Here is a 22,649-nt window from a genome sequence, read left to right as displayed (position 1 = left end):
GTGATGTTCACTCGTTCGGGTGGCGGAGCGGTTGATGCGCGCCCCCCTCTCAAAAGCACTGGAATGGTCGGAAGCCGTACCAGGGGTCGGGGCGCTCGCTCACACGTGACCGCGCGTCACCTCTGCTTCAAGGGCGGACGAGTCAAGAATGCGAGCACCGGTGCAGAAGAAGCGGCCTCGGAGCAAGGTCAGCGAGCACAGCGGTTCCGGGGCGACGCCTCCGGTGTCCGCCGGGAGCGAGAGTGCCCGGCGTGCGGTGCGCGTACGCAGTCGGCTGGTCGCCGGCGTCGCGGTCGTCGGTATCACCGTCATCGCCGCCGGTGCCCCGGCGATCCTCGGCGCCTCCGCCGACCTGAGCGAGTCGCAGCGACTGGTCACACTCGCCGAGCTGAACCAGCAGGCCGTCGCGCTCGCCCACGCCCTGGCGGACGAGCGCGACGGGGTCACCGCCCTCCTCGCGACGGGCCGGGACAAGAAGTCCGGGGACAAGAAGTCCGAGGACAAGAGCGACGCCGACGCCCGGGGAGCCCGTGTCGACCGGCAGGTGGACGAGATCGGTGATGCCGCCCCCGCGGCGCTCCGCCGCGACCTGGCCACCATCCCCTCGGTGCGCCGCGACGCGCTCGGCGGCAAGGGCACGGCGCTGGAGGTCCACCAGGCGTACACCGAGATCATCGCCAAGCTCCACGCCGTTGCCGACGAGCTCGCCCGGAAGACCCCGCCGCGCGCCGCCGAGGCCACCCGTGCCCCGCTCGCCCTCGGCCGGGCCACCGAGCAGGCGTCCTCCGCGCGGGGGCTGTTGCTCGCCGCGCTCTCGGTGCCCGCCCAGGACACGAGCCCGCAGACCGACCCGTTCACCGGCCTGCCCGTGGAGACCCAGGACAAGGGCGACGACGAGGACGACCGCACCCGTGACGGGCTGAGCGCGGCGGCCCAGCAGGCCCGGGTCGGCGAACTCGCCTCGCTCGCCGACTTCGACCAGTCCGCGAGTCCCACCACCCGCGACACCCTGGCCTCCACCGTCACCGGACCCGAGGTCACCAAGGCCGAGAAGTACCTCAGCACGCTCGCCGACCGCCCCGAGCTGTCCGAGTCGGACCGGCGCACCAGCCGCAAGAAGGTCGAGGAGGCGCTCTCCGCCCGGCTCGACCGGATGCGCAGCGTCGAGTCCGCCCTCGGCACCGAGCAGGTCGCGCACCTCGAAGAACTCCGCGACGACGACGTCACCGCGCTCGAACTGCGGGTCGCGTTGCTCGGCGGCTGCCTGCTGATCGCGGTCGCTGTCTCGACGGCCGTGGCCCGCACCCTCACCCAGCCGCTCGCCGTCCTGCGGATCGGTGCCGCCCGCCTCGCGGCGGAGCCCGCCACCGCCGAGCCCGTGCGCTACAAGGGCCGCAACGACGAGTTCGCCCAGGTCGTACGCTCCGTCAACGCGCTCCACGGCCGACTCCGGGAGCTGCTCGGCGAGCAGCACGGACGCGTCGAGGGCCAGCGGGCCGAACACGCCGAACTGCTCGCCGCGCGCGAGGAACTCGCCGCCCGGCGCGCCGAGTTCCAGCGGGTGACCACCGAACTCACCACCCAGCTGGAGCAGCTGAAGCACACGGTCCACCACACCTTCGTCAACCTCTCACTGCGCACCCTCGGTCTCGTCGAGCGGCAGCTCGGGGTCATCGAGAGCCTGGAGGACCGGGAGCAGGACCCGGAGCAGCTGGCCACCCTCTTCAAGCTCGACCACATGGCCACGGTCATGCGACGGCACGGCGAGAACATGCTGGTCCTCGCGGGCACCGAGCACAGCCACAGCCACGCGGGCCCGATCCCGCTGGTCGACGTGGCGCGCGCGGCCGTCTCGGAGATCGAACGGTACGAGCGGGTCACCATCCAGGCCCTGCCGCCGCACGCCCAGATCGCCGGATTCGCCGCCGACGACCTCAGCCACCTCGTCGCCGAACTCCTGGAGAACGCGACCTCCTTCTCACCGCCGGACTCCCAGGTCCAGCTCTCCGGCTGGCTGCTGGAGAGCGGCGAGGTCATGCTTTCCGTCCAGGACGAGGGCATCGGCATGCCGGCCGAACGGATGGGCGAGCTCAACTCCCGGCTCGGCGATCCCGCCCTGTTCGACGCGGTGGAACGGGACGACCGGGGCGAGACCGAATCCGGCCTCGGCCTCCACGTCGCCGCCCTGCTGGCCGCGCGGCACGGTGTACGGGTCCAACTGCGCGAGCACACGGGCAGTGGGGTCACCGCGGTCGTCGTCCTGCCCAAGGCCCTGCTGCCGAAGGCGCCGTCGGCAGCCACGCCGCCCGCGGTGAAGGTCGCCGGGGACGGGCCGGGGCTCAACCTGCCGGGTTCGGTCGCCGAGGCCAACTCCAACGCGCTTCCCGCACGGGCCCCCGGTCACGTGGACGACGCGCTTCCCGCGCGTACCCCCGGTCACGTGGACGACGGGCTTCCCGCACGTGCCTCGGGCCACGTGGACGACGGGCTTCCCGCGGTGGTGTCCGACCAGTCGGGCGACGCGCTCGCCGCACGCACGCCGGACCGACCGGGCGACCCGCTGATCGCAGCCGCCGAGCGCGCGATCCGCGCCTCCGAAGCCGCGGCCGGGACCGAGGCCGCGCCCGCCCCCGACCGAGCGGCCGAGCACCTGGCCACCCCGAAGGCGGCCGACCCCGACCCGGTTGCCGATGTCGAGCCGTCCCCGGCGGCTCACCTGCCCGCCCCGGAGACTCACGCCCAGGCGGACGAAGCCGAGTTCGCGTTCGATTCAGAGTTCGGGTCCGAGTCCGATCCAGAGTTCGGGTCCGAGTCCGAGTTCGGGTCCGAGTTCGGGTCCGATTCCGAGTCCGAGACCACGATGCAGGTCCGGCTCCCGGTGGCCCCGACGACCGGGGATGCCCCCGGGGTCGCGGCGCCCGGCCCGTACGCCATCGGCCCCGACCGCCACGAGCGCACCGCCGACGCGTCCCCGGAGCAGTTCCGTCCGGCCGAACCGACGCCGCCCGCCCCGGAGCCGCACCCCGCGCCCGCCCCGGAGCCGTACGCGGAGCCGGAGCCGCACTTCGCGCCCGCGCCCGCCGCCGACACCGCCCCGGAGCCGCACACCGGACCGGAGACACACCACACCGTCCCGGAGCCGCACACCGGATCGCAGACGCACACCGTCCCGGCCCCCCGGCGACCGGAGCAGACGCAACCGGACCAGCCGCTGCGGGAACGCCTCACGGACAAGGGGCTGCCCAAGCGCACCCCCAGGGTCGTCAAGGCCGGCACGGCGCCCGCCGCCGAGCGCAAGGGCGGCGGCCTGGACAAGGAGGCCCTGCGCCGTAGGCTCGGAGGTTTCCACCAGGGGGCGAAGGACGGTCGTCGCGACGTCGAGGCGGAACTCGCCGGGACGCCGGAGACCCAGCCGCCCACCGGCGGCACCGCACCCGCCGCACCCGTCGCGCACACCGACCACCGCGCACCAGCCGCGCGCACCGCGCCGACCGACCATCGCGCATCCGCCGCGCCGACCGACCACCGCGCACCAGCCGACCGCACCAACGACCGAACCGATGAGACGGGGGACACAGTCGAGGAGGCACGCAGTTGACTGCGCCCAGCACATTCGGGCTGAGCACCGAGGCCCGGAACCTTCACTGGTTGCTGAGCAATCTGGTGGAGGAGGTGCCAGGGGTCCACTCGGTCACCGTCGTCTCGTCCGACGGACTGATGCTCCTCTCCTCCGACCCCGGCCACCTCACCGCCCCGGCCGCCGGTCAGCAGGACGGACCCAGGGGCTCCAGCGCCGATCTGGCCACCATCGTCTCCGGCATCGGCAGCCTCACTCAGGGGGCCGCCAAGCTGATGGACGGCGGAGGCGTCAAGCAGACCATGGTCGCCATGGACGAGGGCAGCGTCTTCGTCATGTCGATCAGCGACGGCTCGCTGCTCGGCGTGCACGCCACTCCGGACTGCGACATGAGCGTCATCGCCTACCACATGGCGCTCTTCGTCGGCCGGGCAGGACACGTACTCACCCCCGAACTCCGCAGCGAGCTGCGCAAATCGATGGAGAGCACCCAGTGACGTCCGCAGCCGAACCTCTCCGCAGGCTCCCCGTCCGAGGGGCCGACCGGAAGCCCGCGCGGGTCCGCCCGTACTCGCTCACCGGCGGTCGCACCCGCTTCGGCCACGTCCTGCTCGTCGAGACGTTCGTCGCCGCGCTCGAAGCGCCCGAGGAACGCCGCGAACTGGCCAACGGCGCGTCGGCCGGCCGTCTGATGCCGGAACTCCAGGCCATCGTCGAGATCTGCCGCCGGATGCGTACGGTCGCCGAGATCTCCGCCCTTCTCAAGATGCCGCTCGGCGTGGTCAGGGTCCTGCTCAGCGACCTCGCCGACCAGGGAAAGATCCGCGTGTACGGGACCGGTCACGGCACCGGCCAGCCCGACCGCGCACTGCTCGAAAGGGTGCTCGATGGACTCCGCCGTCTCTGAGCCGTCGCTCTTCGCCCCGCGCCAACCGGGGGTCGAGGACCTTGCCGACGAAGGGCTGCAGGCCTGGCAGCTGGACCGCACCCGGGCCCCCATCGCCACGAAGATCGTGGTGGCGGGCGGGTTCGGCGTGGGCAAGACGACCTTCGTGGGATCGGTCTCCGAGATCACCCCGCTGAGGACCGAAGCGATGATGACGCAGGCCAGTGAGGAGACCGACGACCTCACCGGGACGCCCGACAAGCTCACCACCACCGTCGCGATGGACTTCGGCCGCATCACGCTCGCCGACGACCTGGTGCTGTACGTCTTCGGTACCCCCGGCCAGCAGCGCTTCTGGTTCATGTGGGACGACCTGGTGCGCGGCGCGATCGGCGCGATCGTCCTCGCCGACACCCGGCGCCTCGCCGACTGCTTCCCGGCCCTCGACTACTTCGAGAGCTGCGGGCTGCCGTACGTCGTCGCCGTCAACCACTTCGAGGGGACAACGGCGTTCGACGCCGAGGACGTCCGCGAGGCCCTGACCATCCCGTCGCACGTGCCTGTTGTGATCATGGACGCGCGTCGGAGGATCACGGTCGTCGAGTCGCTGCTGGCCCTCGTCGGCCACGCGCTGGACGTCACCCCCTGACGCGGCCGGGGCGGCCGTTCCGGCCGCCCCCACACGGACACGCAGAACATCGGAGAACCGCGATGCGGAAGATACTCATAGTCGGAGCCGGTCAGTCCGGTCTCCAGCTGGCCCTCGGACTCCAGTCCAAGGGATACGAAGTCACCCTGATGTCCAACCGCACACCCGACGAGATCCGCTCCGGCCGGGTCATGTCGACGCAGTGCATGTTCCACACGGCGCTCCAGCACGAGCGCGACTATCAGCTCAACTTCTGGGAGTCGCAGGCCCCGCGCATCGAGGGCCTCGGCGTCTCGGTCGCCGCCCCCGACTCCTCGCGCGCCGTCGACTGGGTCGGCAAGCTGGACGGTTTCGCCCAGTCCGTCGACCAGCGCGTGAAGATGGCCGGCTGGATGGACACCTTCGCGCAGCGCGGCGGCCAGCTCGTCATCCACGGCGCCGCCGTCTCGGACCTTGACTACTTCTCCCGCACCTACGACCTGGTGCTGGTCTCGGCGGGCAAGGGCGAGCTGGTCTCCATGTTCGGCCGGGACGCGTCCCGTTCGCCGTTCGACGCCCCGCAACGCGCCCTCTCCGTCGCGTACGTCCACGGCATGGGACCGCGCCCCGAGCACCCCGAGTTCGACGCGGTCCGCTGCAACCTCGTCCCCGGCGTCGGCGAGCTCTTCGTGATGCCGACCCTGACCGTGTCCGGCCGCGCCGACATCCTGTTCTGGGAGGGCGTCCCCGGCGGTCCCGTCGACGTGTTCCAGGGGATCAAGGACCCCTCCGAGCACCTCGCCAAGACCTTGGAGCTCATGGAGCGCTTCCTCCCGTGGGAGTACACCCGCGCCACCAAGGTCGAGCTGACCGACGCCAACGGCACCCTGTCCGGCCGCTACGCCCCGACCGTCCGCAAGCCGATCGGCCGACTGCCCGGCGGCGGTCTGGTGCTCGGCGTCGCGGACGTCGTCGTCGCCAACGACCCGATCACCGGTCAGGGCTCCAACTCCGCGTCCAAGTGCGCGAACTCCTACCTCGACTCGATCATCGAGCACGGCGACCGGGAGTTCGACGCGGACTGGATGCAGGCCACGTTCGACCGCCACTGGGAGACCGCGCAGCACGTCGTGAAGTGGACCAACGCGATGCTCGGCGTCCCGCCGGAGCACGTGCTGAACCTGATCGGCGCGGGCGGACAACTCCAGCCCGTCGCCGACCGCTTCGCCAACGGCTTCAACAACCCGGCGGACTTCGAGAACTTCTTCTTCGACCCCGAGAAGACCAACGCCTACCTGGCCGAGGTCTCGGGCGCCGCGTAGGCTTCTGACCTGCGAAGAAGCGGTCAACGTTGGTGAACGTCCGTGAACGTCGGTGTCTGTGGGCCGCCCTCCGACGGCCCACGGACGACCCGGCCGTCGGCCCGAGAGGGAACGGGTCTGATACCTGTGTGACGCCTGGCAGAGTCACGGGGCCGTGACACCCAAACCCATAGGTGGGACGGGTGTGACGGGCGCGTCGCACTTGCCCGCGCACCTGCGTCACACCCCCCGTCACACCTCGTACAGTCACACAGCAGCAGAGCGCGAATCCCCACATCACGCGGCGCGTGAATCGGCCCGCACACGTTCGCACAGTCCTCCCGCACACCGCCTCACAGCTCCGTTGCACAGCTCACCAGGCAAGTGCAGGAGCCCGTAGGGGAGAGCGGATCCTGTAGTTCCATCTGATGCTGTGTGTGGTGTGATGGGTCCGCTCGTTCAAGGGGAGGGAGGGGCGGCGTTGAGATCGGCACGCACGTTTGCTGCGACTGGCGTGGGTCAGAAGCAACTAAACGAGAATGGCCACTTTCCCGAGTAAAACCGCAGCTCAAAAAGGGGTGGTCCCCGCAGGCGCGGGGGTGGTCCGGGTCGTACAACGGTGGGATGGGGGCCGTCCTGGTGGTCCCCGCAGGCGCGGGGGTGGTCCGTTGGTGCGGGAGTACTACTCCCGCTGCCCGACGTGGTCCCCGCAGGCGCGGGGGTGGTCCCTGCGGGACCTTGCTTTCGCGGCCGGTGGTCTGGTGGTCCCCGCAGGCGCGGGGGTGGTCCGGCACATCCAGTTCAGGATGCCGCCGAGGGTGCGTGGTCCCCGCAGGCGCGGGGGTGGTCCCTTTTGGCGGCGGTCCTCCGTCCACTGCGTCATGTGGTCCCCGCAGGCGCGGGGGTGGTCCGTGCGAGTTCTGCCACCAGGCCAAGCCCGACGTGGTGGTCCCCGCAGGCGCGGGGGTGGTCCGGCCGACCTCACCGGTGCGCGCCTGGTGCCGTAGTGGTCCCCGCAGGTGCGGGGGTGGTGCCCGGAGGGAAGAGCAGAAGGGGCCGCCTTCGGTGGACGGCCTTCGGGCGTCCACGCCGAGAGCTTCCAGAGCTGTCCGGCGCCCGCCCCCGTGGCTCGATGGCGCGCCAATGAAGCGACCATCCCGCCGCCGGGCCGTGTTCTTTTCCCTCCCACACGTTCGCGCCACCGAGAAGACCAATGCGTACCTTGCCGAGGTTTCCGGGCCGGCACCGTCCGCCCGACCGCGGTGTGCGTCCGCGAGGCCACTCGGGGCACGGCGGACGGGCCGCCTATTGCCCGGGGGCCGAGGACGAGCCGTACCCCGTGTCCGAACCCTCGGTCGCCCCGTCGGGGAGCCGGGGTCCGCGGTAGTCGGCCAGCGGGGCACCCCCCGGGTCCGGGCGGACGGCGCCGAGCAGCGGGTTGGAGGCCACCGGCGAGACCTTCACCCGCGTGCCGGGCCGCGGCGCCTGCACCACCAGACCGTTGCCGATGTACAGCGCCACATGCGTGGCCTTCGGGAAGTACACCACCAGGTCGCCCGGGCGCAGCGCGTTCAGCGGCACCTTGCGCAGTTGCCGCCACTGCTCCTGAGAGGTCCGGGGGATGACCAGGCCCGCCCTGGCCCAGGCACGAGAGGTCAGCCCCGAACAGTCGAACGAGTCCGGGCCCTCGGCGCCCCAGACGTACGGTTTGCCGAGCTGCTCGATCGCGTACCGCACCGCCGTGCCGCCCGCCGCGGACGGTGGCCGGACCGAGGACAGCGCCCCCGAGGCGGCAAGGGCGCTCTGTGCCTTGGCCGTGCCCTGCTGTTCCAGCCGGGCAAGTTCGGCGAGCTGAGCGGCGGACAGCTTGGCCAGCTTCGCCTCCACGACCCCCAGCCGGGCCCGTACGGTGTCCCGCTGCTTCCCGCGCCGCGTGGTCAGGGCCCGCTGCCGGTCCAGTACCTTGCGGGACTCGGATGCCAGGGCGTCGGCGCGCTTCTCGGCCGTGGCGAGCCGCTTCACCGTCGTCGCCCGCCAGGTCGCCGCCCGCCGCAGCAGGTGTTCCTGGTCCATGAGGTGCTCGGGGTCGGGGGCGAGCAGCAGCCGGGCGTAGCCGGAGAAGTCGGAACGCTCCCGGTACTGCTCGCGAGCCAGTCGCCCCGCCGCGTCACGGCTGTCGGACAACGCGGTGCGGGCGGCGGCGAGGGCGGCGCCGAGCCGCTTCGCCTGGGCCGTGCGCCTCTTCAGCTCCGCCGCGGTCCCGTTGTACGCCTCGGTGGCCTCCTCGGTCTGCTGGTAGAGCTTCTGGAGCTCGGTCAGCAGCGGCGCGACGCCCTGCGGTGGGGCCGGTGGGGCCGGTGCGGCGGGAGCGGCGGGAGCGGCGGGTGGCGGTTTTCCGGTGCGGTCCGCCGAGGGGCCCGGGTCCACGGGCGCGGCGATCGCCGACGTGCTCATGGCGATCGTGACCAGTGCCGCGGTGCAGGCCACGCGCAGGGCTCCGACGGGCACGACATCACCTCCGGTGACGGGGCGCGTCGCGGGACCGCCCCATGAGCGAGCGAACGCATCCATACGGACACCCGTCGCCGGAAGTCACAAGGACCGCGCGGTGTGGCGGCCTGCCGGTTCGCCCGGAAGGCGGCAACGCGGAAACCACGACGGAACCACGACGAAACCGGGGGAGAGGGGGAGCCGAGGGGAGCCGGGCAGTCCCAGGGGCACCGGTCCGGGTCAGGCGACGGGGAACGCGTAGAAGATCCGTTCCCGCTGGACGACGGCGGTCCGGCCGGCGGCGAGTACCCGGTACGGGGTGGTGACCGTGGGGCCCTTCGGGTCCTGGGCCCCGATGTCCTGGAACTTCCACAGCCGTCGTCCGTCCTGTGCCGCGAAGGCGGTCACCTGCGAACCGTCCGCGGCCAGCAGCGTCCTGCCGGTCGTGCTCAGCGTGACCGCCGGGGCGGTGGCGCCCGGCGCCGCCTCCGTCGAGCGCCGCCAGCGTGCCTGTCCCGTCGCCCGCTCGACCGCACCGACTTCCTGGTTGCGGTGGGTGGTGTAGAGGAGGGCTCCGCCGACGACGGGGGTGCCGTACGGGAGGCCGGTGGTGCCGTTGAGGATCCACTTCGGCTTGCCCGTGGGGGTTTCGAACGCCTGGAGGTCGTCGCCCGCGGCGGCGTAGAGCAGACCCTGCCCGTCGCCGGTGACCGCGCCGTCCGTCGCGACCGTGCCGACCGCCCTGGCCCACAACTGCTTCCCGGTCGTCCGGTCAAAGCTCCGGAAGATGGCCTTCCCCTTGGCCGCGGCGAGGTCGGCGGGGGTGAGTGTGGCCGGGGTCTGGCGCAGGACGATGTCCTTCTCACCGCAGGCGACCAGCCGGTACACGGGGGCGGCGGGGCCCCGTCCGACCGGCACCTGGGCCCGCCACAGTTCCTTGCGCCGGAGTACGTCGTAGGCGAAGAGGTACGCCTTGACGACCTGGGTGTCCTTGCCGGGCTTCTTGCCCTTCTTCGGCGGCGGGGCCTTGACGGTGACCGTGTGCGAGCCGGTGAACCAGATCACGGCCCCGTCCGCGCCGACGGTCTCCGAGACCACGAGGTCCGGCACGCCGGGGACCAGGGCCGTGTGGTTCTCCCGGTGCGCGACCTTGCCGTCCTTCGCTGACAGCCACAGGAACGCGCCGGGCCCGGCGACGAAGCAGAGATCCTCACCGGCCGGCAGTGCGGCTCGCCCGCCGGCGGCGTCCGGGCTCGCCCACAGCCGTCGTCCGGTGCGCAGATCGACACCGGTCGCCCCGTTCGCAGCGGTCAGTACCAGCAGCCGGTCGTTCCCGAGGGCGGCGGTGAGCGGCGGCGGCTCGGCCGCCGGATGCCGGTACACCCAGCGCGGTCGCGGTGCCAGCCCCGCGACGACGGGTCCGCTCTCGTCCGGCGCGGGCTTCGGGTCGTCCGCCGTTCCGTCGCCGGACGCCAGCGCGAACGCCCCACCGCCACCGATCACCAGCCCCGCGGCACCGGCGGCGAGACCGATGAACAGTCCGCGCCGGTCCGGAGCGGGAGAGGAGAGCGGGGCGGGAGGAGGGGAGGAAGAGACGGGTGGAGGTACGGGTACCGGCAGCGGGCCGGGGGGTGCCGGCGCGAACGCGGTTCCGGCGGCGGGTGCGGGGGCTGCGGTGAGTTCGCGTGGCACGGACAGTTGGGCCGTCGGCCGGTCGGTCCTCGGGACGTGGCGTCCGACGTCCCCGAGCTGGGTGGTGCGGGTGTCCGGGGAGGGGGTGGGGGTGGAGTGGGGAGCGGGGGAGGGGACGGGGGTGTCGTCCGACGCGCTGGGTGCCGTGACGGCGGTGGCGCCGGAAGGCCCGTCGGCGGGGACGGTGTCCGAGGGGTCCTCGGCCGGTTCGTGCGACGGTCGACCGGACCCGGTCAAGGACCCGGGCTGAGCCCCGGGCTCCGACCCGGTCAAGGACCTCACCCGCAGGCGCTGTTCCTCTAGCGCGGTCGTCAGGGCCACCGGCAGCCGGAGGCTCTCGGCCGGGCCCGTCGTCTTCTCCGGGGCGAGTTCCGCGGCCACTGTTCCCGCGTCCGGCCGTTCGGCCGGGTCCTTCGCCAGACAGCGGGCGATCAGGTCGCGCAACTTCTCGGGAACCGCGTCGAGTTCGGGCTCGGTACGGGCGATGCGTTCGGCGGCCCCGGCGGCGGGGCCGTCGGCGAGCGGGGTCGTGCCGGTCGCCGCGTACGCCAGCAGCAGGCCCAGTACGAAGAGATCGGAGGCCGGTCCGGGCTCCTCGCCCGCCACCTGCTCCGGGGTGAGGTAGCCGAGCCGTACGGACAACTGCCCGCCGGGGCGGGCCTCGGCATCGGCCGCCGCGCCCAGCGGCCCGAACGCGGTGAGCCGCGGTCCGTCCTCGGCCAGCAGCACCGTACCGGGCGTCAGCCCCTGGAGCACGGCTCCGGTGGCGTGGACCCGGGAGAGGGTTTCGGCGATGCCCGCGCCCAGTATCCGTACGATCCGTTCGGGAAGCGGGCCCACGATCCCGATCGCCTCGGTGAGCGTCAGGGCGGCCACGTAGGGGTTGGCCGTCCACGGCAGCTCGTCGTCACCGTCGTCGGCAGGGGCGCCGAGCCGGGGTTCGACCCAGGGGCCGGCCAGCAGTTCCGCGGTGCGGGCCTCCGCCAGGAAACGGCGACGGAAGGCGGGCAGCGCGGCCAGCTCGGGCCGGGCCGCGGTGACCACCACCGGGTGACCGGCGGCCTCGGAGCCCTCGGCGGATGTGTCGTGCGCGAGGTACCGCACTGCGCTCGCGGTCGCACGGAGTCGCGCCCGCAGGGCGTACGGGCCGATTCGACGTGGATCGTCCTGACGCAGCGCCTCCATGGCGCACCCCCTTGCTGGCCGTGCGGACCGGAGCGTCGATCTTACGACCTCGTCCGCGACCGTCAGCGGCCCCAGGACGCCCGGGACTTACGAGCTGGGGAGCAAGAGAGGCGGGCTCGTGACGTCCTCGACCGCTTCCCGGCCCGTTACGCCCCCGGATGCCACCCTCGGTCACCACGGCCCGGCGGCATCTCCTCCGTCTCCGCGCCGGACACGAGGATTCCTCGTGTCGTATTCTGCTCAACGCGCCGCGATTCCGCGCGAGTTGGTCCCTCTCTTCATCGCTCCGGCTTGGACCAGGGCCACTTGGGGCGCCGACGCACCCGGCCCTCCGGCGCGTACACGTACACCCAGCCGCGGGGGATCCCCAGCCGCTTGGAGTGACCGGCCGGGGTCCTGCGGTACGCGTGTACGGTGGCGGGCCCGCCGTCGGCGTCCGGCACCGGCACCTCGTACCACTGGGGTGGATGACCGGTCGGACCGACCAGGACGGGCAGCACGCGTCCGTCCAGCGGGCCGCCGGTGAAGTGGGTGTTCTCGCTTCTCACCACTCCAGTCTGGCTGATCGGCCCCGGGGGCGACGGGCTCGGCCCCCGCAGGCGACCCGAACGGCCCCCCGCGACGGACGATCAGCCCCGGGGCAGCAGGTGGGCGGCCCCGCCGACCACCGGGATCAGCCGCTCGGCGAGTCGTCCGGCCGGGCCCGACGGGCTCTCCCACGGCAGCAGCCCGGACACCACCGACGCGGTCTCCGGATCCGTGGCCGCAGTGGTGGCCAGCAGCCCGAGCAGCTGGTCGACCAGCCAGTCCCGCAGCTCGGCGGCATCGGGCCGCTTCCCCTCGTCCAGCCAGATCAGCGATGCCGCCTCGACGGCCGCGATCCAGGTGCGCACCATCATCCGCAGCCTGCGGCCCGGCCCGGACCCCGCCCCCATGCCGCCCAGGTGCCGCAGGATCTGGTCGGCCGCGGCCCGCCGCACCTCGTCGACGATCGCCGTCGTACGGGAGGTCCCGACGACGCCGCCGCCGCGCAGCAGGGCACTGAATCCGGTGTCGTGTTCGTCCACGAAAGCCAGATAGCGGTCGAGTACCCGCTGCACCCGTTCGGTGGGCGGCCCGGCCTCCGGCTCGTCGAAGCACCCGATCAGGGCCTCGGCCGCGGACCTGAGCGCCGCCTCGTACAACTGCTGCCGCCCGCCGGGAAAGTAGCGGTACACCAGCGGGCGGGAGACCCCGGCGACCGTCGCCACCTCGTCGAGCGAGACCTCGTCGGGTGCCCGGTGGGCGAAGAGGGTGAGTGCCGCACCGAGGAGCTGCGTACGGCGCTCCTCCACGGTGAGCCTGCGGTAGGCGCGGTGCGGCGGCGCGGCGGCGGAGGACATACGGGAAGCCTAACGATCGTGGGCGAGATCATGAGAGCTGTCCCCGATGGCCGGTCCGGCCTGAGTGGCTCCGTCCGCGGGTGGCCGGTCCGGCTTGAGCGGGGTCCGTCCGCGGGTGGCCGGTCCGGCTTGAGCGGGGTCCGTCCGCCGGGGTCCTGCTCAAGCCAGCAGGCCCGAGCTCTTCCACAGCCTGCGTCCGACGCCGTTCAGCACCCCGATGTCGTCGAAGAAGTCCGTCAGCCGTTTCGCGCCCGTCTGCATGATTTCCGCGCGGTGGCCGCTGGCCCGCACCTGGGCGACGGCCTGGCGCCGGTCCAGGCCGACGTTCTCGTACACCTTCGGGTTGATGAAGCAGACGGAGAACACGCGGGCCGCCTCGCCGCAGCTGACCCTGGTCAGTTCGCGTTCCCAGCGCGGTGCGGTCACCATCTGGCGGCGCAGCTCCTCACGGGCGTACCGGACGTGCCGGGCCTCCTCGACCACGTGGATGCGGGTCACCCCGCGCACCAGTGTCTGCACCCGCTCGTCCGGGAAGGTCAGCCGCTGCATCCAGTCGAGGATCTCCTCGCCGAGCAGCGTCGCGGCGAACGAACCGGGCGTCGTGGAGACGGACTTCAGTACCCGGGCCAGGTTGTGGTAGACGCGCGGAACGGGGTAGTCGGGTGCCCTGCCCCATGTGATCATGCGGCCGAACATCATCGAGTGCCGGCATTCGTCGGCGATCTCGGTGAGCGCGTAGCGGACATGATTGCTGGTCACCGGCCGGTCGTAGATGTGCCGGATCAGCAACTGCATGAGGATGATCTCGAACCAGATGCCCAACGAGGCCAGCGACGCCGCCTCGTGCCGGGACAGTTCGATCCGCTGCTCCTCGGACATCCGGCGCCACAGCGGGGTGTCGTAGAGCGAGACGAGTTCGGGCGGCCAGTGCCACTTGCCCTCCTCGACCGGTGCGTCCCAGTCGAGCTCCTTGTCCGGGTCGAAGGAGTGCTTCGCGGAGGCTTCGAGCAGGCGTGCGGCGATCTGCTCGCGGTCCCGGAGCGGGCCGATCGCATCGCGGAGCAACTGCACGTCGCGTTCGGTCACTGGCGTCATGGCTTGAGGCACCTCGCACAAGGATGACCGGTGAAGTTACCGGCGGTCACCCCTTATGAGACTGCTTGTCAGCAAAGCCGTCAATCCCTTGCGCACGACTTGTTGACCCGGCGTCCAACAACGTGTGAACCTGCCAACCAAGGTGACCAGCAAGGGACTTGATGGAGCACGTCAGGCGTAAGGAGCCGTCCGTGTCGACACACGACCTCTACACCACCGCCCCCGACGCACCGCTGTGGGAGGTGCCCGCCTCCGGTGCCGCCCGCTTCAGCTGGGACTACGACGACGGCCGTGAGCGCCTGCTCGCCCTCTACCAGAAGGGCAAGGACAAACAGTGGGACGGCAACAAGCGCATCGACTGGTCGCTGGAGGTCGACCCCCTCGACCCGCTCGGCACGCCCGACGACGCACTCCCGCTGTACGACTCGCCGCACTGGGCGAAGATGACCGACAGGGACCGGGGCGAACTGCGCAAGCACTACACCTCCTGGCAGTTCAGCCAGTTCCTCCACGGTGAGCAGGGCGCCATGGTCTGCGCCGCCCGGATCGTGGAGTCGGTCCCCGACCTTGACGCGAAGTTCTACTCGGCGACCCAGGCGATGGACGAGGCCCGGCACGCGGAGATATACGGCCGGTTCCTGCACGAGAAGATAGAGATGCTCTACCCGGTCAACGACAATCTCCAGGCGCTGCTGGGCGACACCCTGCGCGACTCCCGCTGGGACATGCCCTACCTCGGCATGCAGGTTCTCATCGAGGGGCTCGCGCTCGCCGCGTTCGGCATGATCCGCGACACCACGGACAAGCCGCTGCCCAAGCAGATCCTCGCGTACGTGATGCAGGACGAGGCCCGCCACGTCGCCTTCGGGCGGATGGCGCTGCGCGACTACTACAAGCAGCTCAGCGACGCCGAACTGCGCGAACGCGAGGAGTTCGTCATCGAGGGCTGCTACCTGATGAGGGACCGGCTGCGCGGTGTCGAGGTGCTGGAGAACTTCGGTGTCGGGAAGCGGGAGGCGCACGAGCTCTCCGAGCAGTCCCCGTTCCTCCAGCTCTTCCGCAAGCTGTTGTTCAGCCGGATCGTGCCGTGCGTCAAGGACATCGGTCTGTGGGGCGAACGGCTCCAGAAGGCGTACGTGGACATGGGCGTCCTCGAACTCGGCGATTCCAACCTGGACCTGTTGATGACCCAGGACGAGGAGCTTGCCGAGCAACTGGACCGGGACCGCTTCGCGGCGGAGGAACGTGCGAGGGTCGCCGAGGTCGAGGAAGCGGTGGTGCGGGGCGCGGCGGGGGAGTAAGGGCGCGGGGCACGGTGGGCGAGCGAGGTGCGGGGCACGACGGTGGGGGAGTGAGGGTGCGTGGTGCGGTGGCGGCGGGATGCGTCGCCGCGTGTCTCCCGCCGCCCGGTGCGGTCCTCGGCCGGTCGTGTCCGGCGCGGTCCTCAGCGGGCCGTGTCCGGTGCGGTCCTCAGCGGGCCGTGTCCGGTGCGGTCCTCAGCCGGCCGTGCCCGGCGCGGGGAAGGGCTTCCGCAGCGTGAACGCCCGCTCCGTGGGCCCGTGTTCACGCAGATGGCGCAGGCGCTCCTCGGCGTCCGCCACGGTCGGGCGCACGCCCGCCGGCACCCACCACAGGGCCGTCATCGCCTCGTCCACCCGCTCGAACCACTCCCGTCGGCGGGCCAGGAGCTCGCGGTGCCGGCCCTGGTACATGAACGCCGTCAGCGCGTCCGTGTCCCGCCACACCGACATGTTCACGATCAGCCAGGAGTCCCCGAAGACGGGTACGTCGGTGGCGTTGCCGGTGTCGCTCTGCAGGCGCCAGACGAAGCCGGTGGCCCGGTCGGCCACCGCGTTCACCGGGTCGAGCGCGTCGACGAAGTCCTTCAACTCGGTTGATTCCAGGGGAAACCGGAGGCGGGCTATGTTCACCTGAGCCAGCTCGTGACCCACGTGATTCGTCCGGGTCGGTTCGTGGCCGAGGTGATCCGTCCGGCCCGGTTCGTGGTCGTCCTGCGGGTTGTTGTGTGTCATGGCCGCACAGTAACGACCCGGGGAGCGATCAGCGCGCCCTCCACCGCATCGGCGATCTCGACAAGCGAGACGTCCGTGCCGTGCCGTGCTACCAGGTGCAGGCCCACCGGGCAGCCGTCCGCCGTGAAACCGGCGGGCACGCTCGCGGCGGGGTGCCCACTGAGGTTGAACGCCCAGGTCAACGCCGTCGAGTAGAGCTCCCCCGGTCCGTCGTGGCCGTGCGGGCGGTTCGGTGTGGTCGGGCTGAGCAGCAGGGGGACGCGGGCGAACAGCGCGTCGAGCCGGATGTCGTTCTCCCGCCGGATCTCCGCGGCGGCCGGGGACGGCTCGCCGCCCCGGACCGCCTGCCAGGCCTCCAGCGGGTCGAGCAGCCGGCACGGGGCGTCGACCAGCCGCACCACGCCGGTCGCCACAAGGCGGCGCACCGCGCGCCGGACCACCGCCGCCACCTCCGGGTCGACGTGCGCGTACCCCAGGTCCGGGGAGAAGACGGCCGGGACCGGGAGGGAGGGCGGCGGCTGCGGCCGGTGGTCGCCCAGGACGTGGCGCAGACAGGTCCGGGCCCCGGCCGCCGAGCGGGCCAGCACCCCGGCGGCGGCGAGCCCGGTGCGGTCGGGGGAGGGCAGCCGCCCGTTCGTCGTCTTCAGGCCGAAGACCCCGCACCACGCGGCCGGGATGCGTACCGACCCCGCCCCGTCGCTCCCGGTGGCCAGCGGCACCAGTCCCGCCGCGACCGCCGCCGCCGAGCCCGCCGAGGACCCTCCCGGCGTCCGGTCCGGCCGCCACGGATTGACCGTACGGCCGTGCGCGCCCAGCCCCCACGTCTGCCAGACCGTGCCCGGACCGGGCACCGAGGTCGAGCCGAGCGGCACGGCACCGGCCGCGATCAGCCGCCGGGCAACGTACGAGCGGATGCCGGCCGGTCCCTTCACGGCGAACGGCAGGGCGCCCAGCGGGAGCCGGACGGCCCGTTCCACGTCGGCGAGGGCCCGCTCGGGCCACACCTCGACGAACGCGGAGAGCCGCGGGTCCTCCCGCTCTATCCGCGCCAGTGCCGAGGCGACCTCGCCCGTATCCCCCGCGCCCGTCATGCGGTCAGTCTCGCAGCGCCGCCGCCATCACGGAACGGGCGATCGGGGCGGCGTTGCCGCCGCCGCTGATGTCGGCCCGGTGTGCGGCGGCGTCCTCCACGACCACGGCGACCGCCACGGCCGGCTGACTCGCGTTCCGCGCCTGCGCCCAGGAGATGAACCAGGCGTAGGGGCGGCCCGAGTTGTCGACGCCGTGCTGCGCGGTGCCGGTCTTGCCGCCGACGGTCACCCCGTCGATGGCGGCGTTGGATCCGGTGCCGCGTTCCACGACATCGACCATCATCTCCCTCAACTGCGCGGCCGTACGCGGGTTCATGGCCCGGTGGTAGGTGCGCGGACCGTACCGCCGGACGGTCGAGCCGCTCCGGGTCGTCGTACGGTCCACCAGATACGGGTGGGTGAGCCGGCCGTCGTTCGCCACCGCCGAGGCGACCATCGCCATCTGGAGCGGGGTCGCCGTCGTGTCGAACTGCCCGATCGAGGAGAGCGCCAGCTGGTCGTCGCTCATCTCGGTGTCGAAGTTGCTCTTCGCCACCCCGGACGGGATCAGTAGCCCGGTGTCGTCGAAGCCGAACTTCCGCACGGCGCCGACCATGCCGTTCAGCCCGACCCGCACGCCCAGCTCCGCCATCACGGTGTTGCAGGAGACCCGGATCGCCTCCGCCAGCGAGGCGTCCTCGCAGCCCTCCGCCTCGTTGGGGAGCGTGGTCGTCGTGCCCGGCAGCACGTAGGGAGAGGGGGTGTCGGTCTCGGCGTAGGGATCGGTGACGACACCCGCGTCGAGCGCCGCCGCCGCGGTCACGATCTTGAAGGTGGAGCCCGGCGGATAGGTCTGCCGGATCGCCCGGTTGAGCATCGGCAGGCTCTTGTCCGCGTTCAGCCGCTGCCAGGCATCGGTCACGGACGGACCGGTGCCGGAGATCAGCCCCGGGTCGTACGACGGGGAGGAGACCAGCGCCAGGACACGGCCGGTGGACGGTTCGAGGGCGGCGACCGCGCCCCGCCGTCCGGCGAGACCCTCGTAGGCGGCGCGCTGCACCGCGGCGTCGATGGTGGTGACCACGTTCCCGCCGGGCTGCTGGCCGCGGGTGATCTCGTTCCACAGCGGGACCGGGGCGAGCGCCGAGTCGGTACCGGAGAGGATGCCGTCCTCGGCGTGCTCGATCAGGGTGGTGCCGTAGGTCTGGGAGGCGTACCCGGTCACCGGCGCGTACAACGGACCGTCCTTGTACGTGCGCTCGTACGCGAGCTGCTCGCGGGTGTTCACGGAGCCGGTGACGGACGCGCCGCCGACCAGGATGTTGCCCCTCGGCTGGCCGTAACGGGCGATCGTGGCACGGCGGTTGGCGGGATTGTCGTCAAGTTCCGGGGAGTCGAGGACCTGGACGCGCGCCGCGTTCAGCAGCAGGGCCACGAGCAGCAGCAGACAGAGCGCGGCGGCCCGGCGGATGCAGCGGGTCACGACACCTCCCGCGGGCTCGGAGCGGCGGCCCCGGTGTCCGTGGAGTCGGGCGGCGGTGGTCTGCGGGCCTGGTCGCTGACCCGGATCAGCAGCGCCACGATGATCCAGTTGGTGACGACGGACGATCCGCCCTGGGCGAGGAACGGCATCGCCATGCCGGTCAGCGGGATCAGCCCCATCACCCCACCGGCGATCACGAACACCTGGAGCGCCAGGATCGAGGAGAGCCCGATCGACAGCAGCCTTCCGAACGGGTCGCGCAGGGCGAGCCCGGTCCGGTAGCCGCGGGCGACGAGCAGCGTGTACAGCAGGAAGATCGCGGTCAGCCCGGTCAGGCCGAGTTCCTCGCCCGCGGTCGCCAGGATGAAGTCCGACTTGGTGGCGAAGCCGATGAGGATGGAATGCCCGAGCCCGAGTCCGGTGCCGAGCATCCCGCCCGCGGCGAACGCGAACAGTGACTGGGCGAGCTGGCCGGGGCCGCGGCCGGCGGCGATGGAGGCGAACGGGTCGAGCCAGTCCTCGACACGGCTGTGCACGTGTGGTTCGAGCGAGCCGACGACGAACGCGCCCACCGCGGCCAGCAGCAGGCCCACCGCGATCCATCCCGTCCGGCCGGTCGCCACGTACAGCATGATCACGAAGAGGCCGAAGAAGAGCAGCGAGGTGCCCAGATCGCGTTCCAGGACCAGCACCCCGACGCTGAGCACCCAGATCGCCACGATCGGGCCGAGTACCCGGCCGGTGGGGAACTGGAGCCGCCAGATCCTGCGGCCGGTGAAGGCGAGGGCGTTGCGGTTCGCGGCGAGGTACGCGGCGAAGAACACGGCGAGCAGGATCTTGGCGAACTCGCCCGGCTGGAACGAGAACCCGCCGACCCGGATCCAGATCTTGGCCCCGTTCACCGCGGGGAAGAAGATCGGCACGATCATCAGCACCAGGGCGGCGGCGACCGACAGATAGGCGTACCGCTGGAGCACCCGGTGGTCGCGCAGCAGAACGACCACGACGATGAAGAGCGCCACCCCGAGCGTGGACCAGATCAGCTGGGTGGGGGCGGCCTGGTCCCTCGGGGTCTCCAGATCGAGCCGGTAGATCAGCACCAGGCCGAGCCCGTTGAGGAGCACCGCGATGGGCAGCAGCAGCGGATCGGCGTACGGGGCGCGGAAGCGGACCGCGAGATGGGCGAGGAGGGCGAGCAGCCCCAGTCCGCCCCCGTAACCGGCGACGTCGGGCGGGACCGCGCCGTTCCTGGCCAGGCCGACGGCGGCATAGCCGTAGACCGGGACGAGGACGGCGCCGACGAGGAGCAACAGCTCCACCCCGCGCCGCTTCGGCAGACGCGGCGCGGGCGGTGACGGGTCCACCGCGGTTACGGTCATGCCACGCAACGTAGCAAGAGGCGGTGCCTATTTCCCTTATGTCATAGCGGGGATGTTCTGATCCGCGGATGAGGAGAGACCTGATCCGCGGATGAGGAGAGACCTGACCGCGGATGAGGGGACCGGATCCTCAGTCCCGGGGGCGGGAACCGGAGCCCGGCCCGTGCTCGCCCCGCACGGTCTTGCCGCCTGTGCCGCCTGTGCCGCCTGTGCCGCCTGAGCGGTCCGAGCCGCCTGTGCCGGTCATGCTGTTTGCGCCGTCCGAGCCGCCTGTGCGGTCCGAGCCGTCCGGGGCGCCCGAGTCCTGCGAGCCGTCCGGGTCTTCCGACGGCACGTACGCGGGCAGTGCCAGCCGGGCCACCGCTCCGCCCTCCGGGGCGTTGGAGAACGTCAGCTCGGCGCCGATCACCGCGGCCTGCCCGACGGCGATGGTCAGGCCCAGTCCGTGTCCCTTGCCGCCGCTCTCGGTGCGAAACCGCTGCGGACCGCCGTCCAGCAGATAGTCCGGGAAGCCCGGTCCGTGATCGCGTACCGTCACGACCGGCCCGTCGACCGTCACGAGCACGGGCGGGCGGCCGTGCCGGTGCGCGTTGGCGATCAGATTGCCCAGCACCCGCTCCACGCGGCGTCTGTCGGTCTCGACCCGCACCGGCGCCGGAAGCGGTACGGGCGCGCGCTCGCGCAGTCGCCCCCCGGCCGCCCCCGACCCGGTGGCGGTCTTCCCGTGCCGGACCTCGGTCTCCGTCCCCGACGCGCGCACCACGCGTTCGACGAGGGGCGCCAGCTCATGCACGTCGAGATCGACGCGCTCGGTACGGGCGTCGAGCCGGGAGATCTCCAGCAGGTCCTCGGTCAGCGCCCGCATCGCCCGAACCCGGTCGCGCACCAGCTCGGACGGCCGCCCCGGCGGCAGCAGCTCGGCCGCGGCCGTCAGACCGGTGAGCGGGGTGCGGAGCTCGTGTGCCACGTCGGCGGTGAAACGCTGCTCGGCCTGCAGCTTGCGCTGGAGCGTGGACGCCATCGTGTCCAGCGCGCCCGCGACGATCGCCACCTCGTCCTGCGGGCGCGAGGGATGCGCCGTACGCGGGTCGTCGACGCGGGCATCGAGATCACCCGCGCTGATCAGACGGGCCACCCGGGCCGTCTGGTGCAGCCGCCGGGTGACCCGGGTGACGGCGAACGCGCCGACGAGCAGCGTGGCCCCGGTGGCCAGCAGCGAGGAGCCGACGATCGCCCGGTCGAGAGCGCCGATCGTGCCGGCGCTCTGGCTGTAGTCCACCGCGGTGGCCAGCACGCCCTCGTCGGCCGGGGTCGCCGCCCACATGGCGGGTCGCCCCTGACGGTCGGCGACGAGCGTGCCGCGTTCGCCGCGTGTGGCCAGTGCGCGCAGGGCGGTGGGCAGCTCGGGCGGATCGAGACCGGAACGCGGCGGCAGTGCCTCACCGGCCTCATACGCGGCCGTTGCCTCGGACAGCCGGAACAGCGCCTTCTCGCGCGCCACGGCGACGGTCTGCCGGGTCACCTCGCCGTGGACCAGGATGCTCAGCAGCGCGGCCAGCGCACAGCACATCGCGGTGATGAAGACGGCGGCCTTCCAGGTGAGCGTCGCGGTCCAGGCGGGGAAGCGCAGCCGGCGCGCCCCCGATCCCCGCTGTCCGGTCCCCCGCCGCCCCCGGCCGTGCCGTCTCATCGGCGCTCCGCCGCGACCCCGGCGGACGGGGAGGCCGAAGCGGAGGGCGCGGTCGCGGAGGGCGCGACGGGCGGCCGGGACGTGCGCGGCGGAGGCATCCGCAGGATCTCGTCCCGCGTGGGCAGCATCGCGCGCTGCCGCTGGTCCCAGGTCCAGGCGGTGCGGTACTCGTATCCGGTGATGGCCGACGGCACCCGCATGATCAGGTCCCGCCCGGCCAGTTCGATGCTGATCACGGCGTCCGAGGTGGACAGGATCCGGGTCAGCCCGCCCGCCTCCGGCATGTAGACCCGTACGGAGACCTGGTCGTCGGGCAGCCGGATGCCGAGCACCATGTCGTCCTTGCCGTCCCCCGTCAGATCACGGAAATAGGGGCGGAGCACCGGGCAGGAGGCGGGTGCGTCGTGGCACTCGTTGATCCGGCGGACGGTGTCGGCGGGCAGGGCCGCCGTACCGCTGGACCGGTCGGGCCGCGCCTTCAGCCCTGCCTGCGCCACCGCCACCGGATCCAGCCGGTGCACGTCACCGTCCGGGAGCTCGATCCCCGGGATGCGCGCGGTCTCGCCCTCGCCGTAGTCGTACGGGGCGGCCGAGGCGGGCGGCAGCTCGGGCCAGAGCCGGGCGGGCCCGATGGCGTGCGGGGCCGGGCCCGTGCTCCGCAGACCGCCGCCCGCACCGCAACCGGCCAGCAGGGCACCCCCGGCGACGGCCCCGAGGGCCGCCACCAGGCGGTATCGCATCCGGCGACGGGGACCCAT

At 72.4% G+C, this 22,649-nt stretch carries 17 protein-coding genes and 1 CRISPR repeat array; of the genes, 6 read left to right on the top strand and 11 right to left on the bottom strand.

Going from position 1 to position 22,649, the window contains the following annotated elements; genetic code table 11:
- Positions 1–160 precede the first annotated feature (160 nt).
- From ACF1CT_RS02115 to ACF1CT_RS02095, 5 genes are all read left to right on the top strand, one after another.
- Positions 161–3,598, top strand: a complete 3,438-nt coding sequence (locus ACF1CT_RS02115; RefSeq protein ID WP_391781812.1) for a nitrate- and nitrite sensing domain-containing protein — start codon at positions 161–163, stop codon at positions 3,596–3,598.
- On the top strand, positions 3,595–4,074 hold the full coding sequence (locus ACF1CT_RS02110) for a roadblock/LC7 domain-containing protein (protein WP_391781811.1): 480 nt from the start codon (positions 3,595–3,597) through the stop codon (positions 4,072–4,074). Before ACF1CT_RS02115 ends, ACF1CT_RS02110 begins: the two co-directional genes overlap by 4 nt.
- Complete coding sequence (locus ACF1CT_RS02105) at positions 4,071–4,484, top strand: DUF742 domain-containing protein (RefSeq protein ID WP_391781810.1); 414 nt, start codon at positions 4,071–4,073, stop codon at positions 4,482–4,484. The genes ACF1CT_RS02110 and ACF1CT_RS02105 overlap by 4 nt, the downstream gene beginning before the upstream one ends.
- Positions 4,465–5,112: an ATP/GTP-binding protein gene (locus tag ACF1CT_RS02100; protein ID WP_391781809.1), complete on the top strand. Its 648-nt coding sequence runs from the start codon at positions 4,465–4,467 to the stop codon at positions 5,110–5,112. The genes ACF1CT_RS02105 and ACF1CT_RS02100 overlap by 20 nt, the downstream gene beginning before the upstream one ends.
- A gap of 62 nt (positions 5,113–5,174) precedes the next feature.
- Entirely contained in the window at positions 5,175–6,413 is a 1,239-nt protein-coding gene (locus ACF1CT_RS02095) for a styrene monooxygenase/indole monooxygenase family protein (protein WP_391781808.1), read from the top strand.
- Positions 6,414–6,970: 557 nt separating this feature from the next.
- Positions 6,971–7,426: a CRISPR direct-repeat array (repeat unit 28 nt; unit sequence GTGGTCCCCGCAGGCGCGGGGGTGGTCC).
- Between the two features lie 271 nt (positions 7,427–7,697).
- Here ACF1CT_RS02095 and ACF1CT_RS02090 read toward each other — a convergent pair.
- From ACF1CT_RS02090 to ACF1CT_RS02070, 5 genes are all read right to left on the bottom strand, one after another.
- Positions 7,698–8,846: a C40 family peptidase gene (locus tag ACF1CT_RS02090; RefSeq protein WP_391782164.1), complete on the bottom strand. Its 1,149-nt coding sequence runs from the start codon at positions 8,844–8,846 to the stop codon at positions 7,698–7,700.
- 276 nt (positions 8,847–9,122) lie between these two features.
- Positions 9,123–11,759: a PQQ-binding-like beta-propeller repeat protein gene (locus tag ACF1CT_RS02085; RefSeq protein ID WP_391781807.1), complete on the bottom strand. Its 2,637-nt coding sequence runs from the start codon at positions 11,757–11,759 to the stop codon at positions 9,123–9,125.
- Positions 11,760–12,037: 278 nt separating this feature from the next.
- Positions 12,038–12,307, bottom strand: coding sequence for a hypothetical protein (locus ACF1CT_RS02080; protein ID WP_391781806.1), 270 nt, complete (start codon positions 12,305–12,307; stop codon positions 12,038–12,040).
- A gap of 81 nt (positions 12,308–12,388) precedes the next feature.
- Positions 12,389–13,141 (bottom strand): TetR/AcrR family transcriptional regulator, encoded by a 753-nt coding sequence (locus tag ACF1CT_RS02075; protein ID WP_391781805.1) that lies wholly within the window; start codon positions 13,139–13,141, stop codon positions 12,389–12,391.
- Between the two features lie 159 nt (positions 13,142–13,300).
- Positions 13,301–14,236, bottom strand: coding sequence for a diiron oxygenase (locus ACF1CT_RS02070; protein ID WP_391781804.1), 936 nt, complete (start codon positions 14,234–14,236; stop codon positions 13,301–13,303).
- 191 nt (positions 14,237–14,427) lie between these two features.
- Here ACF1CT_RS02070 and ACF1CT_RS02065 point away from each other — a divergent pair, with 191 nt between their 5' ends.
- Positions 14,428–15,537 (top strand): ferritin-like domain-containing protein, encoded by a 1,110-nt coding sequence (locus ACF1CT_RS02065; RefSeq protein ID WP_391781803.1) that lies wholly within the window; start codon positions 14,428–14,430, stop codon positions 15,535–15,537.
- Between the two features lie 195 nt (positions 15,538–15,732).
- On the opposite strand, the gene ACF1CT_RS02060 is transcribed toward ACF1CT_RS02065, so the two are convergent.
- The 6 genes from ACF1CT_RS02060 to ACF1CT_RS02035 form a co-directional block, all read right to left on the bottom strand.
- A complete protein-coding gene (locus ACF1CT_RS02060; RefSeq protein ID WP_391782163.1) occupies positions 15,733–16,167 on the bottom strand; it encodes a DUF3291 domain-containing protein in 435 nt (144 codons plus the stop codon).
- A gap of 98 nt (positions 16,168–16,265) precedes the next feature.
- Positions 16,266–17,360: an amidase family protein gene (locus ACF1CT_RS02055; RefSeq protein ID WP_391781802.1), complete on the bottom strand. Its 1,095-nt coding sequence runs from the start codon at positions 17,358–17,360 to the stop codon at positions 16,266–16,268.
- A 4-nt stretch (positions 17,361–17,364) separates the two neighbouring features.
- Positions 17,365–18,822 (bottom strand): peptidoglycan D,D-transpeptidase FtsI family protein, encoded by a 1,458-nt coding sequence (locus tag ACF1CT_RS02050; RefSeq protein ID WP_391781801.1) that lies wholly within the window; start codon positions 18,820–18,822, stop codon positions 17,365–17,367.
- Positions 18,819–20,201, bottom strand: a complete 1,383-nt coding sequence (locus ACF1CT_RS02045) for an FtsW/RodA/SpoVE family cell cycle protein (RefSeq protein ID WP_391781800.1) — start codon at positions 20,199–20,201, stop codon at positions 18,819–18,821. Before ACF1CT_RS02045 ends, ACF1CT_RS02050 begins: the two co-directional genes overlap by 4 nt.
- Positions 20,202–20,331: 130 nt before the next feature.
- The gene (locus ACF1CT_RS02040) at positions 20,332–21,891 is read right to left on the bottom strand and encodes an ATP-binding protein (protein WP_391781799.1); all 1,560 of its coding nucleotides are present in this window, start codon (positions 21,889–21,891) and stop codon (positions 20,332–20,334) included.
- Positions 21,888–22,631: a hypothetical protein gene (locus tag ACF1CT_RS02035; RefSeq protein WP_391782162.1), complete on the bottom strand. Its 744-nt coding sequence runs from the start codon at positions 22,629–22,631 to the stop codon at positions 21,888–21,890. The genes ACF1CT_RS02040 and ACF1CT_RS02035 overlap by 4 nt, the downstream gene beginning before the upstream one ends.
- Positions 22,632–22,649 lie beyond the last annotated feature (18 nt).

The sequence above is a fragment of the Streptomyces sp. NPDC014734 genome (assembly GCF_043083325.1).
Taxonomy (GTDB): domain Bacteria; phylum Actinomycetota; class Actinomycetes; order Streptomycetales; family Streptomycetaceae; genus Streptomyces.
The sequence above is the reverse complement of the archived record's forward strand: the minus strand, read 5'-3'. Positions and strand labels throughout refer to the sequence as shown.